The sequence below is a fragment of the Pseudomonas sp. 57B-090624 genome (genome assembly GCF_003234055.1).
Taxonomy (GTDB): domain Bacteria; phylum Pseudomonadota; class Gammaproteobacteria; order Pseudomonadales; family Pseudomonadaceae; genus Metapseudomonas; species Metapseudomonas tohonis.
Genome location: NZ_QKRU01000065.1, coordinates 1 through 12,631, shown reverse-complemented (window position 1 = coordinate 12,631; position 12,631 = coordinate 1). Strand labels below are relative to the sequence as shown.

At 60.9% G+C, this 12,631-nt stretch carries 15 protein-coding genes and 1 tRNA gene; 10 read left to right on the top strand and 6 right to left on the bottom strand.

Annotated features, from left to right (window positions below):
- The first annotated feature begins 314 nt into the window (after positions 1–314).
- Positions 315–1,163 carry a carboxylating nicotinate-nucleotide diphosphorylase gene (gene nadC, locus DMX10_RS24975; protein WP_111263629.1) on the top strand — a complete coding sequence of 283 codons (849 nt, stop codon included), beginning with the start codon at positions 315–317 and terminating at the stop codon, positions 1,161–1,163.
- A 61-nt stretch (positions 1,164–1,224) separates the two neighbouring features.
- On the opposite strand, the gene DMX10_RS24970 is transcribed toward nadC, so the two are convergent.
- Both DMX10_RS24970 and DMX10_RS24965 read right to left on the bottom strand, forming a co-directional pair.
- Positions 1,225–1,300, bottom strand: a tRNA-Thr gene (locus DMX10_RS24970).
- A 44-nt stretch (positions 1,301–1,344) separates the two neighbouring features.
- The gene (locus DMX10_RS24965) at positions 1,345–3,057 is read right to left on the bottom strand and encodes an O-antigen ligase (RefSeq protein ID WP_111263628.1); all 1,713 of its coding nucleotides are present in this window, start codon (positions 3,055–3,057) and stop codon (positions 1,345–1,347) included.
- A gap of 152 nt (positions 3,058–3,209) precedes the next feature.
- On the opposite strand from DMX10_RS24965, the gene DMX10_RS24960 reads away from it, so the two are divergent.
- The 6 genes from DMX10_RS24960 (at position 3,210) to yacG (ending at position 8,347) form a co-directional block, all read left to right on the top strand.
- Positions 3,210–3,638, top strand: a complete 429-nt coding sequence (locus tag DMX10_RS24960; protein ID WP_111263627.1) for a pilin — start codon at positions 3,210–3,212, stop codon at positions 3,636–3,638.
- Between the two features lie 103 nt (positions 3,639–3,741).
- Positions 3,742–5,445: a type IV-A pilus assembly ATPase PilB gene (pilB, locus tag DMX10_RS24955; RefSeq protein WP_111263626.1), complete on the top strand. Its 1,704-nt coding sequence runs from the start codon at positions 3,742–3,744 to the stop codon at positions 5,443–5,445.
- A 3-nt stretch (positions 5,446–5,448) separates the two neighbouring features.
- The gene (locus DMX10_RS24950; RefSeq protein ID WP_111263625.1) at positions 5,449–6,669 is read left to right on the top strand and encodes a type II secretion system F family protein; all 1,221 of its coding nucleotides are present in this window, start codon (positions 5,449–5,451) and stop codon (positions 6,667–6,669) included.
- On the top strand, positions 6,670–7,539 hold the full coding sequence (locus DMX10_RS24945; protein WP_111263624.1) for an A24 family peptidase: 870 nt from the start codon (positions 6,670–6,672) through the stop codon (positions 7,537–7,539).
- On the top strand, positions 7,539–8,150 hold the full coding sequence (gene coaE, locus DMX10_RS24940) for a dephospho-CoA kinase (RefSeq protein WP_111263623.1): 612 nt from the start codon (positions 7,539–7,541) through the stop codon (positions 8,148–8,150). The genes DMX10_RS24945 and coaE overlap by 1 nt, the downstream gene beginning before the upstream one ends.
- Positions 8,147–8,347 (top strand): DNA gyrase inhibitor YacG, encoded by a 201-nt coding sequence (yacG, locus tag DMX10_RS24935; RefSeq protein WP_111263622.1) that lies wholly within the window; start codon positions 8,147–8,149, stop codon positions 8,345–8,347. The genes coaE and yacG overlap by 4 nt, the downstream gene beginning before the upstream one ends.
- A gap of 3 nt (positions 8,348–8,350) precedes the next feature.
- Here the strand turns inward: yacG and DMX10_RS24930 are convergent, their stop codons facing one another.
- The 4 genes from DMX10_RS24930 to DMX10_RS24915 all read right to left on the bottom strand — a co-directional run bounded on the left by DMX10_RS24930 (position 8,351) and on the right by DMX10_RS24915 (position 10,246).
- Positions 8,351–8,560 (bottom strand): hypothetical protein, encoded by a 210-nt coding sequence (locus tag DMX10_RS24930; RefSeq protein WP_371921727.1) that lies wholly within the window; start codon positions 8,558–8,560, stop codon positions 8,351–8,353.
- 113 nt (positions 8,561–8,673) lie between these two features.
- Positions 8,674–9,360, bottom strand: coding sequence for an energy-coupling factor ABC transporter permease (locus DMX10_RS24925; RefSeq protein ID WP_111263620.1), 687 nt, complete (start codon positions 9,358–9,360; stop codon positions 8,674–8,676).
- Positions 9,357–9,824, bottom strand: a complete 468-nt coding sequence (locus DMX10_RS24920) for an FAD/FMN-containing dehydrogenase (RefSeq protein ID WP_111263619.1) — start codon at positions 9,822–9,824, stop codon at positions 9,357–9,359. The genes DMX10_RS24925 and DMX10_RS24920 overlap by 4 nt, the downstream gene beginning before the upstream one ends.
- Entirely contained in the window at positions 9,821–10,246 is a 426-nt protein-coding gene (locus DMX10_RS24915; RefSeq protein ID WP_111263618.1) for a GNAT family N-acetyltransferase, read from the bottom strand. The genes DMX10_RS24920 and DMX10_RS24915 overlap by 4 nt, the downstream gene beginning before the upstream one ends.
- Before the next feature lie 112 nt (positions 10,247–10,358).
- Between DMX10_RS24915 and DMX10_RS24910 the strand changes: the two genes are divergently transcribed.
- The 3 genes from DMX10_RS24910 to DMX10_RS24900 all read left to right on the top strand — a co-directional run bounded on the left by DMX10_RS24910 (position 10,359) and on the right by DMX10_RS24900 (position 12,610).
- A complete protein-coding gene (locus DMX10_RS24910; RefSeq protein ID WP_111263617.1) occupies positions 10,359–10,985 on the top strand; it encodes a DUF1780 domain-containing protein in 627 nt (208 codons plus the stop codon).
- A gap of 86 nt (positions 10,986–11,071) precedes the next feature.
- A complete protein-coding gene (locus tag DMX10_RS24905; RefSeq protein ID WP_111263616.1) occupies positions 11,072–11,245 on the top strand; it encodes a DUF3094 family protein in 174 nt (57 codons plus the stop codon).
- A 63-nt stretch (positions 11,246–11,308) separates the two neighbouring features.
- Positions 11,309–12,610: an NAD(P)/FAD-dependent oxidoreductase gene (locus tag DMX10_RS24900; RefSeq protein WP_111263615.1), complete on the top strand. Its 1,302-nt coding sequence runs from the start codon at positions 11,309–11,311 to the stop codon at positions 12,608–12,610.
- Positions 12,611–12,631 lie beyond the last annotated feature (21 nt).

Below are 12,631 nucleotides of genomic sequence, written 5' to 3'. Positions count from 1 at the left end.
CTCCCGCAACCAGCGCCCGAACTAGGGGGCTTCGCTGGTTGCACAGCTATAAACGGGGAGTTATCCCTAACGTCAAGCTTCTGGCGTCAAATAGAGAAAGTCAGAATCATTATAGGGATACTCACGTCGCAACCAAGGGGAGATTTCCTCCAGACATGAAATACGTCACAGATGTCCCTGCCCTTTGTAGGCCGGCCTCTGTCAGACCTACCCATCCCCTGAATATCTAGCAGAAAGCCCAAGACAGTTGCCACCAACGCTGTACCAGCGGTCGCCTGCCTCTATAATCGCGCCATTCTGCAGCGGAGCATCCCATGCCCAACCTCAAACTCGCCGACCTGAACGCGGAAATCGAAGCCAACGTGCGCCGCGCCCTGACCGAGGACGTCGGCAGCGGCGACATCACCGCCCAACTGATCCCCGAGGAGCGCCTGGCCCACGCAACCATCATCACCCGTGAAGCGGCGGTCATTGCTGGGACCGCGTGGGTCGATGCGGTGTTCCGTCAGATCGACCCACGGGTGGCGGTGCACTGGCAGGTGGCCGATGGCGACAAGGTGCGGCCGAACCAGCCGCTGTTCCACCTCGAAGGACCCGCCCGCGCCCTGCTCAGCGGCGAGCGCAGCGCGCTGAACTTCCTCCAGTGCCTCTCCGGCGTCGCCACCCGCGTCGCCCACTACGTGGAACTGGTACAGGGCACCCAGGTGAAGCTGCTGGACACCCGCAAGACCCTCCCCGGCCTGCGCCTGGCGCAGAAGTACGCCGTTACCTGCGGCGGCGGCCATAACCACCGCATCGGCCTGTACGACGCCTTCCTCATCAAGGAAAACCACATCGCCGCCTGCGGCGGTATCGCGGAAGCCATCACCACCGCCCACCGCATCGCCCCCGGCAAGCCGGTGGAGATCGAAGTGGAAAGCCTCGACGAACTCAACCAGGCCCTGGCCGCCGGCGCCGACATCGTCATGCTCGACGAACTCAGCCTCGACGACATGCGCACCGCCGTCACCCTCACCGCCGGCCGCGCCAAGCTCGAAGCCTCCGGCGGCATCAACGACACCACCCTGCGCACCATCGCCGAGACCGGCGTCGACTACATCTCCATCGGCACCCTGACCAAAGACGTCAGGGCCGTCGACCTGTCGATGCGCCTGAGCATCTGACCCTTTCCTTTATATAGCGCCCAACAAAAAGCCCCGCCGAAGCGGGGCTTTTTGTTTGAGCTGGTGCCGGAGACAGGAATCGAACCTGCGACCTTCGCGTTACGAGTGCGCTGCTCTACCTACTGAGCTACACCGGCGGCGGGGCGGAATTTAGCATTGAGCGGAGGGGCAATCAATGTGCTCATTTCTCGAAAAGGACAGAGAAATCGACGCCTGGGAAGGCCACCTCTGCTTCTTCAAGAGCAGTACTTATGAAACCCTCAATACCACTGGTTCCATAGTAGATACGACTCTCTCGCACAGTTTCTTTACCCGCCTCTACATCCCCCATGGCAACCTGAATGATAGCAAGCCGCGCCATCAGCGGTGGATACGGTACATAGCCCCGAAATCTTTCCAGAACCTCGCGCTCCTGAGCCGCTGTTTTTTTAGACACCTGGAAGTTGGCGAAATAAATAATATAGCTCGTCGACTCCATCAGGGGGTCCTTCATCATGGCGCTCATGAAGTCGTACTGCTCAACCTTCACTGGCGCCCGAACAAGATACTGGACGTAGGACCAGTAAAAACGCTCCACTAAAGGCACATAAACAGCCAGCGTTACAAACAACACAAAACCAAGAACAATCGAAAAAATCTTGTGTAGACGAAGCTTCAGCACTACTCCCGTACTAGACAGACTTCCTATCAGCAAAAGGTTCAGAATCAGAAAATTCATTATCCACAGCGGAAACTCAAACAAACTATAAATTGCAAATATCAAAACAATGGAAACCGGCAGCTGACTAGCTTCATCCTTCAAAGCAGACCATGCTAAAAAGCAGAAGAACACACCAAACACCAGACACCAAACACCTCCCAGCACTCCCAACTCAACAAGCAACTGCAAGACGACATTGTGACTGTGCGTAAATAACCCCGCACTTGAGCTTATTCCCTGAGCAATGTGCTCTGTATACGCAGCATGAGAATAGTTTCCAACCCCAACCCCCAGCCAGGGACTCCCCTTCCAAACATCAAATGCGATCTTCCACTCCGTCAGTCGCGCCGGGCTGTCTACCCCACGCTGCCCAATAGCTTGCAAACGGCCATCCAGCACACCCTCCGGGACGAACTGAGAGAACAACTGGATCAGTTCAGGCACAACGGGCATTAGAGCGAGAGTACAAAGCACACCACAAGTCAGCACCGCGCAGTATCGCCCTCGCGCCTGCCCCCTCAGCCATAAAAAAATCACTAGACAAAGCCATGCGAGCAATGCAGACCTGGACCCAGACATCAGCAGCCCGAGAATGCATAAAGCCGCGCCAATAATCAGAGAAATAGCATTGATAGCACGCCGGTGGTGTAGCCATGCTCCAGATAGGACCCCCATCAAACAGAGATACCCGAAGTAGTTGCTCTGCCCGATTAAGCCAATCATTCGCTCCGTCTGAACCTTGGGGACAAAAGCGTCGAATCCAGTCCATAGAAGGCCAAAATGTCTAAGCCCCCCCACGACAGCTCCAAATACTGCGCAGACGAACAACACCCAAGCCAAACGATCAGCAGTACGCCAATCGGACCAGTCCAGCTGCTCACCCACGACTAAAGCCAGCGCCCCCATAAACCAATATAGAAGGTATGCAAGTTTCCCCGAGTCGAAAGTAGCTGGCTGAATCAGTGCAGAGACAAGGAAAAGCCCGCCCAATACCAGCCAAAGGGCAGAGACCACCGAAAACCGATATTCCCGGTGACACCACATCAGCCAAGCTGAACCCGCTACCACGGAACACGCTGCGATGAGCTCTTCAATGTAGTTAAGCGAAGGAAAGAGATGGAGTGGGTTGCTAAAGGAAATCGCTAGCATCACCACAATGAAAGAGAAAACCCGCAGAGCATTTGGCCTAAGCATTCTTGGCAACTCATTGACGTTTTTTGTCAGTTTTACCCTGCCTACTCTGGCCGCCACCCGCAGGGAGCGCCTCAGAGAAAGTTGGCAAGACTCTTGCTTAAAGCATGTCAGCTGCCAATGCAGTCGTAAACATCTACCTCGGAGAAACACGAATGAAAGCTCAAAAAGGCTTCACCCTGATCGAACTGATGATTGTTGTCGCCATTATTGGCATCCTGGCCGCCATCGCCATCCCGGCGTACCGCAACTACATCGCTCGCTCGGAAGCAAATACCGGCCTCCAGGCCATTGCTCCGCTGAAGACCGCAGTGGAAGATGCTTTTGCTCGTGGAGTAGCTGGCGGATCCCTCAGCAGCCTCGGCCTGCTGGGTACCACCTCCAGCGCCAGCCCCCTGGGCACAATCGCCGCCAACTTTGCTGCCGATGGAAGCGGTACTCTGACCTTCACCTTCGACAACCAGGCCAGCCCGGCTCTGAAGCAACCCTCTGTGGCTGTCCATACTCTCCGTCGTGCCACTGATGGAAGCTGGGTCTGCAACTCCACTGCCAACGCAGACTTCCGTCCTCGCGGCTGCAACTGATTTAATCTGCTCTAAACAAGGCACCTTCGGGTGCCTTGTTTATTTCTGCCTGTATTGCTCTAGTACACTCTTGAGATACACCAGCCAAACGGATGCATGCTTGATGAGCGACTCAATTCCCCTCACAGGTCTGGCGCGCCAGATCGTCATCGCGGAGCTGCTTGACGAGAAAAGTGCTCAGCAAGCACAGCAGCAGGCGCTGCGCAATAAAATGTCGCTGGTGACCTATATCGTTCAGAACAAGCTGGTGAAGAGCCGCCCACTGGCGGAGATTGCTGCCGAGCAGTTCGGGGTTCCCTTCTTTGACCTCAGCGCTATCGACAAGGACTCCCAGCCCAAAGACCTCATCAGCGAAAAACTGGTTCGCCAGCATCGTGTCATCCCTCTATGGAGGAGGGGCAACAAGCTCTTCATTGGTGTATCAGACCCAACCAATCATCAAGCCATCACAGATGTGCAGTTCAGTACCGGACTGACAACGGAAGCGATCCTTGTCGAAGACGACAAGATCGGCGAAGCGATAGAGCGCTTCTTCGAGTCGTCAAACAGCGGCATGGATGATTTAGGCGATGTCGACTTGGATGGTGTCGATATCGAGGCAGTGGATGATGACAAGGACGATAAAGGTGGGGGAGGTGATGCTGACGATGCTCCAGTTGTTCGCTTCGTCAACAAAATGCTACTCGACGCAATCAAGGGAGGCTCTTCAGACCTTCATTTTGAACCCTACGAGAAAAGCTACCGAGTCCGCCTTCGCACCGACGGCATTCTCCATGAAGTGGCACGTCCCCCTATACAGCTAGCTAGCAGGATCTCTGCTCGCTTAAAGGTCATGGCCGCCCTTGACATCTCCGAACGCCGCAAACCACAGGACGGTCGGATAAAGATGAAGATTTCCAAGACCAAGGCCATCGACTTCCGCGTCAATAGCCTGCCGACGCTCTGGGGCGAAAAGATCGTGATGCGGATTCTCGACCCTTCCAGTGCTCAGATGGGTATCGATGCCCTCGGGTACGAGGAGGTGCAGAAAGAGCTCTATCTAAGCGCCCTGAAACAGCCTCAAGGCATGATCTTGGTGACAGGCCCAACTGGTTCGGGCAAAACGGTTTCGCTTTATACTGGCCTAAACATCCTCAATACGGTCGATATCAACATATCCACAGCTGAAGACCCTGTGGAAATCAACCTGGAAGGCATCAACCAAGTCAACGTCAATCCGCGCCAGGGCATGGACTTCGCCCAGGCCCTTCGCGCCTTTCTACGCCAAGACCCGGACGTGATCATGGTCGGCGAGATTCGTGACCTCGAGACTGCCGAAATCGCCATCAAGGCGGCGCAGACCGGTCACATGGTGATGTCCACGCTGCACACTAACAGCGCAGCGGAAACCTTGACCCGCCTGCGCAACATGGGGGTCCCGGCCTTCAATATCGCAACGTCGGTCAACCTCATCATCGCGCAGCGCCTGGCCAGGAAGCTCTGCAGCAGTTGCAAGAAGGAGGTCGAGGTGCCTCGTGAAACGCTGCTCAAGGAAGGCTTCCCCGAGAGCAAGATCGGCACTTTCAAGATCTATGGCCCTGCGGGTTGCGAAAACTGCAAGGGAGGCTACAAGGGCAGGGTCGGTATTTATGAAGTGGTTAAAAACACGGCTGCGCTACAACGCATTATCATGGAGGAAGGCAACTCCATTGATATCGCTGCGCAGATGCGTAAAGACGGCTTCAATGATCTGCGCGCTTCGGGCCTGCTGAAAGCCATGCAAGGCGTAACCAGCCTCGAGGAAGTCAACCGCGTGACCAAGGACTAATCCATGGCGGAAAAAGCACTAAAAGCGAGCGTCTTCAAATGGGAAGGCACCGACAAGAAAGGTAGCAAGGTCAGCGGTGAAATCAGCGGACTTAACCCTGCGCTGGTGAAAGCGCAACTGCGCAAGCAAGGGGTCAACCCGACAAAGGTACGTAAGAAAGCGGCCTCCCTTTTCGGTGCGGGCAAGAAGATCAAGCCTTTGGACATTGCGCTTTTCACTCGACAAATGGCCACCATGATGAAGGCAGGTGTTCCTCTTCTTCAAAGCTTTGACATCATCGGAGAAGGATTCGACAACCAGAACATGCGCAAACTGGTTGATGAAGTGAAGCAAGAGGTGGCCTCGGGCAACAGCCTCGCCAACTCACTTCGTAAGAAACCACTCTTCTTTGATGACCTTTATTGCAACTTGGTGGACTCAGGCGAACAGGCGGGCGCACTCGAAAACCTCCTTGACCGTATTGCCACCTATAAGGAAAAGACCGAATCCCTGAAGGCCAAGATCAAGAAGGCGATGACATACCCCATCGCAGTCGTCCTAGTGGCATTGATTGTATCGGCCATCCTATTGATCAAGGTCGTCCCCCAGTTCCAAGCGATATTCTCGGGCTTTGGAGCAGAGCTGCCAGCCTTTACTCAGATGGTCATCAATCTCTCTGAGGTCTTGCAAACCTGGTGGTTCGTCTTCCTGATCGCTATTTTTGGTGCTTCCTTTACGTTGCGTGAAGCACATCGGCGCTCCGAGAAGTTCCGCGATGCCATGGATCGTGGGGTCCTGAAGCTGCCGATAGTAGGTGACATCCTCTACAAGTCTGCTGTTGCCCGGTTCGCACGCACGTTGTCCACTACATTTGCTGCGGGTGTTCCGCTCGTGGAGGCACTGGACTCAGTATCTGGCGCCACGGGCAACGTGGTTTTCAAAAACGCGGTCACCAAGGTCAAGCAGGACGTCTCCACCGGCATGCAGCTGAACTTCTCCATGCGCACCACTGGGGTATTCCCATCCATGGCCATCCAGATGACAGCCATTGGTGAAGAGTCAGGCGCGCTAGACAGCATGCTCGACAAGGTCGCCTCGTTCTATGAGGAAGAAGTCGACAACGCCGTCGACAACCTGACCACGCTGATGGAGCCCATGATCATGGCCGTCCTCGGCGTACTGGTCGGCGGCCTGATCATCGCGATGTACCTGCCTATCTTCCAGCTCGGTTCGGTAGTGGGATAAGTGACAGTCCTCGACTTTCTGGCCGGCAACTTGCCGGCCTTTGTTTTCTGCATATTCCTCCTCGGCCTTCTCGTCGGCAGCTTCCTCAACGTCGTGATCTACCGCCTGCCGGTAATGATGTTCCGCGACTGGAAGGCGCAGGCGCGGGAGGCGTTGGAGTTGCCGGCGGAGCCCAAGGGCGAGACCTTCAACCTGATCCTGCCGAACTCGCGCTGCCCGCATTGCCAGCATGAGATCCAGGCCTGGGAGAACATCCCGGTAGTGAGTTGGCTGGCCTTGGGTGGCAAGTGCTCCTCGTGCAAGGCGCCGATCAAGAAGCGCTACCCGCTGGTGGAACTGGCATGCGGCCTATTGTCGGCCTATGTCGCCTGGCATTTCGGCTTCACCTGGCAGGCCGGGGCGTTCCTGGTGCTGACCTGGGGCCTGCTGGCGATGAGCATGATCGACGTCGACCACCAGCTGCTGCCGGATTCCCTCGTGCTGCCGCTGCTGTGGCTCGGGCTGATCCTCAATAACCAGGGCATGTTCGCCACGCCCAGCGATGCACTCTGGGGCGCGGTGGGCGGCTATCTCAGCCTGTGGTCGGTGTACTGGGCGTTCAAGCTGGTGACCAGCAGGGAAGGCATGGGCTACGGCGACTTCAAGCTGCTGGCGATGCTCGGCGCCTGGGGTGGCTGGCAGGTGCTGCCACTGACCATCCTGCTGTCATCCCTGGTGGGCGCGATACTGGGGATCATCATCCTCAAGCTGCGCGACGCGGACAGCAGCACGCCCATCCCCTTCGGCCCCTACCTGGCCATTGCCGGCTGGATTGCATTGCTCTGGGGTGATCAAATAACCGGGACCTATCTCCACTTCGCCGGTTTCTGATGAACAAACCCTGGATCCTTGGCCTTACGGGCGGCATCGGCAGCGGCAAGAGCGCCGTCGCCTCCCATTTCGGCAACCTCGGCGTGCACCTGGTGGACGCCGACCATGCGGCGCGCTGGGTGGTCGAGCCCGGCCGCCCTGCCCTCGCACAGATCACCGAGCACTTTGGCCGCGATGTGCTGCAGGCCGACGGCCAGCTCGATCGCGCCACGCTGCGCCAGCGCATCTTCGAGCAGCCGGAAGAGCGCCGCTGGCTGGAAAACCTGCTGCACCCACTGATAGGCGAGGAGATCGTCCGCGACCTGGCCAGCGCCCAATCGCCCTACGCCATCCTCGTCTCGCCGCTGCTGATCGAGTCCGGCCAGCACCGCATGACCCAGCGCGTGCTGGTGGTCGACGCACCGGAGGCGGTGCAGGTCCAGCGCACCATGGCCCGGGACAAGGTGTCCGAAGAACAGGTCGGCGCCATCCTCAAGGCCCAGGCCAGCCGCGAAAAACGCCTGGAAGCGGCGGATGACGTCCTGGTCAACGACCGTGACCTGAAATGGCTGCAGCGCGAAGTCGAACGCCTGCACGCCTTCTACCTGACCCTGCGCGGAGGCCAAGCATGAGCCAACCCATGACCGTCGAATGCCCCACCTGTGGCGCCCCCGTCGAATGGGGCCCGCAGAGCCCCAGCCGGCCCTTCTGCTCCGAGCGCTGCAAGCTGATCGACCTGGGCGCCTGGGCCGCCGAGGAACATGCGATCCCCGGCGACATCCAGGAAGACGATCTCTTCTCCAGCGACCTGCCCGAGCGCGGGCACTGAGCCTCAGGGGCGCATGAAGGCGTAGTCGCGTTCGTCATCGAGGTTGTCGGCCAGGAAACACAGCTCCTGGGCCAGGTCCTCGATCGGCCGCACCGCCTTGCTGCGCTCCACCACCTCGCTGAGCAGCGCTCGCAGCGCCAACGCCTCGTCCATCCCCGCCGCGCCGGCCGCCGCCAGCTCCCGATCCAGCATCTCGCGCGCCCATTTGTGCATGGCCATCTCCCGCTCATCGTCTGTGAAGGCGCCATGATCAGCGTGCGGGGGGCTGTGGATAATTGATCGGGATCAAGCTGCCAGGCGTCATGCCCCTGGTGAATTCCCGGCCATCACTTCGGCTCGTCGTCCTTCCAGGGCGCCTGCAGGTAGCGCGAGCGGTTGAAGGTCTCCAGCCAGTCCGGATAGAACACCACCAGCGCCGTCACCGCCGTGCCGTTGATGAAGGCCTCGGGGAACATCACCAGCCAGAGGTAGCCGACGAAGTCCTCCAGCCAGGGAGGCATCGGGAAGATGCCGTCCAGCCAGAGGATGCCCAAACCCAGCAGTGTGCACAGCAGCGCCGCCAGCGCAGCGGGGAAGAAGCCGCAGCAGAAGATGTAGACGAACAGGTTGCGCGGCTGGAAGCGCTCCACCCAGATGGCGCAGCACTCGGTCACCAGCACCGGCAGCAACACCAGCAACGCACCGTTGATGCCGAGCGCGGCGAAGTCCTGGCGTCCCAGCGCCACCAGGCCGAGCTGAGCCGCCAGCCCGCCCAGCACCGCCAGCGGCCAGTCCAGCAACAGCGTCACGGCCGTCATGCCGATGAAGTGGTAGGACACGCCCGAATCGAAATCCCGCCGCACCATCCACAGCAGGAACAACGCCAGCACCGTGCCGAACAGCAGGTGCTGTCGCCGCGTATCGCTGAACAGCTCGACCCACGGGGCCCGCCAGACCGCCCAGGCGATGGCCGGCAGGTAGATGGCCCAGCCCAGGCCCAGGCTGGTGGTGGAGAGCAGCTGGGACGCGATCACTCTGCGGAGGACTCGAGAACGGCACGCAGCGCCGCGGCATCGGTGAAGGTCAGGGTTTCACGCACCACGCCACCTTCCAGGCGCAACAGCAGCACGCTGCCCGCCTCGGCCGGATAACGGGGCGCCACGCGAGACTCGCGGTCCAGCATCACCCGGTAGTTGTAGTCACGCATCGCCGGCACCGCGAAGAGCTTGGCGATCACCGCCGGCATACGACTGACATCGGCGAGGAACACCGCCTTGCGTGCCTCCAGGTAACCCTTGGGTTGCCCCTCCAGCGCCGCCTTGACCAGCTTCGCGCCGTCCATGTCGCGGGCCACCAGCAACAGCCGCAGCCCGTCATCGAGGGTGTAAGGCTGGTCGTACTGGTCCAGCAGCGTCCAGGGCGCGAGCCGTGAACCCTCCTCCTGCGCCTGGGCAAGCCCCATCCACGCCATCAGCACCACCACGAAAACCGCTTTCATTCACTCGCTCCCCTTGTGGAAAAAACCTGGATATCCCCACGCTCGCCCCAGCCCTCCTGCGCCTGCCAGAAGGCCAGCGCCTGCGGCGCATCGCGCAAGACGAAGACATGGGACTTGCCGATGCCCTGCTCGGCCAGCCGCGCCAGCACCTCCTCGAGCATCCTCCGCGCCAGCCCGCGCCCGCGAAAGGCCTCCTCGACCACCAGGTGCTGCAGGTAGCCGCGACGACCATCGTGCCCCGCCATCAGGCAGGCAACCACCTCGTCGCCGGCCTCGACCAGCAGGCTCAGCCCCGGGTTTCGCGCGAGATAGGCGCAGAACGGCGCGTACTCGTCCTCCGGGCGCAGGCGGATACCCGGCGTCCGGCTCCAGAGGGCCAGCAGTCGGGAATGGTCGGCGGGGGTGAGGGTGCGCAGTTGCATGACAGGCTCCAGAACAGGCTCCCGAGTCTATACCAAGGCCCGCCGCACGGCGCCGTGCCCGTATGCCGCGTCGGGCTACCACAGCGAGGCGCGGCGAGGCTAAGCTCCGCTCATGGACGAATCCGACTACCTGCGCCTGCTGACCCGCCAGGCGGAACAGGCCAACGACTTCCTCTCCAACGCCCGCAAGTGGGAACGCGAGCGCTGGGTCTGCCAGCGCCTGCTGCAGGCCCTCAACGTGCCCCATCGGCTGGAGGACTTCAGCACCGGCAGCGAGCCGCCGGACGTGCTGTTCCGCGATGCCGCCTTCGAGGTGTTCTTCGTCCTCGACGAGGGCCGCCGGCTCAACGATGAATGGCGGGCCGAGCTGGAGCGCCGGCGCAGCGCCTTCTCCCTCGCCCAACTGGTGCGGCGCGAAGCCCGGCCCAAGCGCATCGCCACCGCCGAGTTGCAGGGCCGCCTCGCCCCGACGCTGCGCAAGAAGGCCCACAACTACACCGAGCGCGGCCTCGACCTGGGCGAGCTGGACCTGGTCGCCTTCGTCAACCTCAAGCGCTCGGTGCCCGATTTCAACAGCCCCTTCCCGCCGCCCACGGAGTTTCTCCGCCAGGGCTGGCGCTCGCTGTCCATCGTCGGTTCCACCTATGCCCGCGTGCTCTTCGCCCATCCGGATGCCCCGGAATTTCTGCGCGCCAACCTGGGTCGAACGGTGATCTTCGATGCCGGGATCGGCCTGTGACGCAGCAGTCGAATTAATCGCGCCGTCGATTGAGCCTGGCCGAAACACGCAGCTAGAATGAGCCCATTCCCCCGTCGAGGCTTCCCATGACCAGCCGCCTGACACCCGAAGACCAGCAGAGGGTCGACCAGTACCTGAATCTCCCCCAGCACCAGGTGGAACGCGAGCCGTTCAAGCCCTGGCGCCTGCTGGCGATCCTGCTGGTGATGGTGATCGGCCTGGGCCTGCTGAGCCGCCTCCTCGCGCGACTGGTGCTATGAGCCGCCTCCTGCGCTCGCCCGGCGCGACACATAAGAATTCCTATAGCCTTGTGAGATATCCCCATGTCCCATCGTATCGTGATCGTCGGCGGCGGCGCCGGCGGGCTGGAGCTCGCCACCCGTCTGGGTAGAACCCTGGGCAAGAAAGGCCAGGCCAAGGTCATCCTGGCCGATGCCAACCTGACGCACATCTGGAAACCCCTGCTGCACGAAGTGGCCGCCGGCTCCTTGAACTCCACGGAGAACGAGCTCAACTACGTCGCCCAGGGCAAGTGGAACCACTTCGAGTTCCAGCTTGGCCGCATGAGCGGGCTGGACCGCGAGCGCAAGGCCATCCAGCTCGCCGCCACCCTCGACGAGGACGGCCGCGAACTGGTGCCCGCCCGCGAAGTGGCCTACGACACCCTGGTGATAGCCGTCGGCAGCACCACCAACGACTTCGGCACCGAAGGCGCCTCGCGCCACTGCATCTTCCTCGACACCCGCGAGCAGGCCGAGCGCTTCCACCGCCAGTTGCTCAGCCACTACCTGCGCGCCCACGCCCGTGAAGGCAACAGCGACCAGATCAGCGTCGCCATCGTCGGTGCCGGCGCCACGGGCGTCGAGCTGGCCGCCGAGCTGCACCACGCCGCCCGCGAGCTGGCCGCCTACGGCCTGGACAGCATCCAGCCGGAGAACATGCGCATCACCCTGATCGAGGCCGGCCCGCGCGTGCTGCCGGCGCTGCCCGAGCGCATCAGCGCGCCGGTGCACAAGACCCTGGAGCAACTGGGCGTCACCGTGATGACCGGCGCCGCGGTCAGCGAAGTCACCGCCGAGGGCCTGCGCACCGCCCAGGGCGAGGAGATCCCCGCCAGCCTCAAGGTCTGGGCCGCCGGCATCCGCGCCCCCGCCTTCCTCAAGGAGCTCGATGGCCTGGAGAGCAACCGCATCAACCAGTTGGTGGTCAAGCCCAGCCTGCAGACCACCCGCGACGAGAACATCTTCGCCTTCGGCGACTGTGCCGCCTGCCCCCTGGGCGACGGCAGCGACCGCAACGTCCCGCCCCGTGCCCAGGCCGCCCACCAGCAGGCCTCCCTGCTGGTGAAGTCAATGAAGCTGCGCATCGCCGGCCAGCAGGACCTGCCCGAGTACCGCTACAAGGACTACGGCTCGCTGATCTCGCTCTCCAGCTTCAGCGCCGTCGGCAACCTCATGGGCAACCTGATGGGCAGCGTCAAGCTCGAAGGCTGGCTGGCGCGCATGTTCTACATCTCGCTCTACCGCATGCACCAGATGGCGCTCTACGGCAGCTTCCGCACCCTGCTGCTGATGCTCAGCGACCGCATCGGCCGCAGCACCGACCCCCGCCTCAAGCTCCACTGATCCCCCCGGCCGGCATCCCCG

What these genes read in the sequence shown, in the direction of transcription:
- DMX10_RS24915 (WP_111263618.1), bottom strand. Translation starts at nt 10,246, where the DNA reads ATGCAACTGCGCACCCTCACCCCCGCCGACCATTCCCGACTGCTGGCC.
- DMX10_RS24905 (WP_111263616.1), top strand. Translation starts at nt 11,072, where the DNA reads ATGACCAGCCGCCTGACACCCGAAGACCAGCAGAGGGTCGACCAGTAC.
- DMX10_RS24950 (WP_111263625.1), top strand. Translation starts at nt 5,449, where the DNA reads ATGGCGGAAAAAGCACTAAAAGCGAGCGTCTTCAAATGGGAAGGCACC.
- DMX10_RS24965 (WP_111263628.1), bottom strand. Translation starts at nt 3,057, where the DNA reads ATGCTTAGGCCAAATGCTCTGCGGGTTTTCTCTTTCATTGTGGTGATG.
- DMX10_RS24930 (WP_371921727.1), bottom strand. Translation starts at nt 8,560, where the DNA reads ATGCACAAATGGGCGCGCGAGATGCTGGATCGGGAGCTGGCGGCGGCC.
- pilB (WP_111263626.1), top strand. Translation starts at nt 3,742, where the DNA reads ATGAGCGACTCAATTCCCCTCACAGGTCTGGCGCGCCAGATCGTCATC.
- DMX10_RS24960 (WP_111263627.1), top strand. Translation starts at nt 3,210, where the DNA reads ATGAAAGCTCAAAAAGGCTTCACCCTGATCGAACTGATGATTGTTGTC.
- DMX10_RS24900 (WP_111263615.1), top strand. Translation starts at nt 11,309, where the DNA reads ATGTCCCATCGTATCGTGATCGTCGGCGGCGGCGCCGGCGGGCTGGAG.
- coaE (WP_111263623.1), top strand. Translation starts at nt 7,539, where the DNA reads ATGAACAAACCCTGGATCCTTGGCCTTACGGGCGGCATCGGCAGCGGC.
- DMX10_RS24920 (WP_111263619.1), bottom strand. Translation starts at nt 9,824, where the DNA reads ATGAAAGCGGTTTTCGTGGTGGTGCTGATGGCGTGGATGGGGCTTGCC.
- yacG (WP_111263622.1), top strand. Translation starts at nt 8,147, where the DNA reads ATGAGCCAACCCATGACCGTCGAATGCCCCACCTGTGGCGCCCCCGTC.
- nadC (WP_111263629.1), top strand. Translation starts at nt 315, where the DNA reads ATGCCCAACCTCAAACTCGCCGACCTGAACGCGGAAATCGAAGCCAAC.
- DMX10_RS24910 (WP_111263617.1), top strand. Translation starts at nt 10,359, where the DNA reads ATGGACGAATCCGACTACCTGCGCCTGCTGACCCGCCAGGCGGAACAG.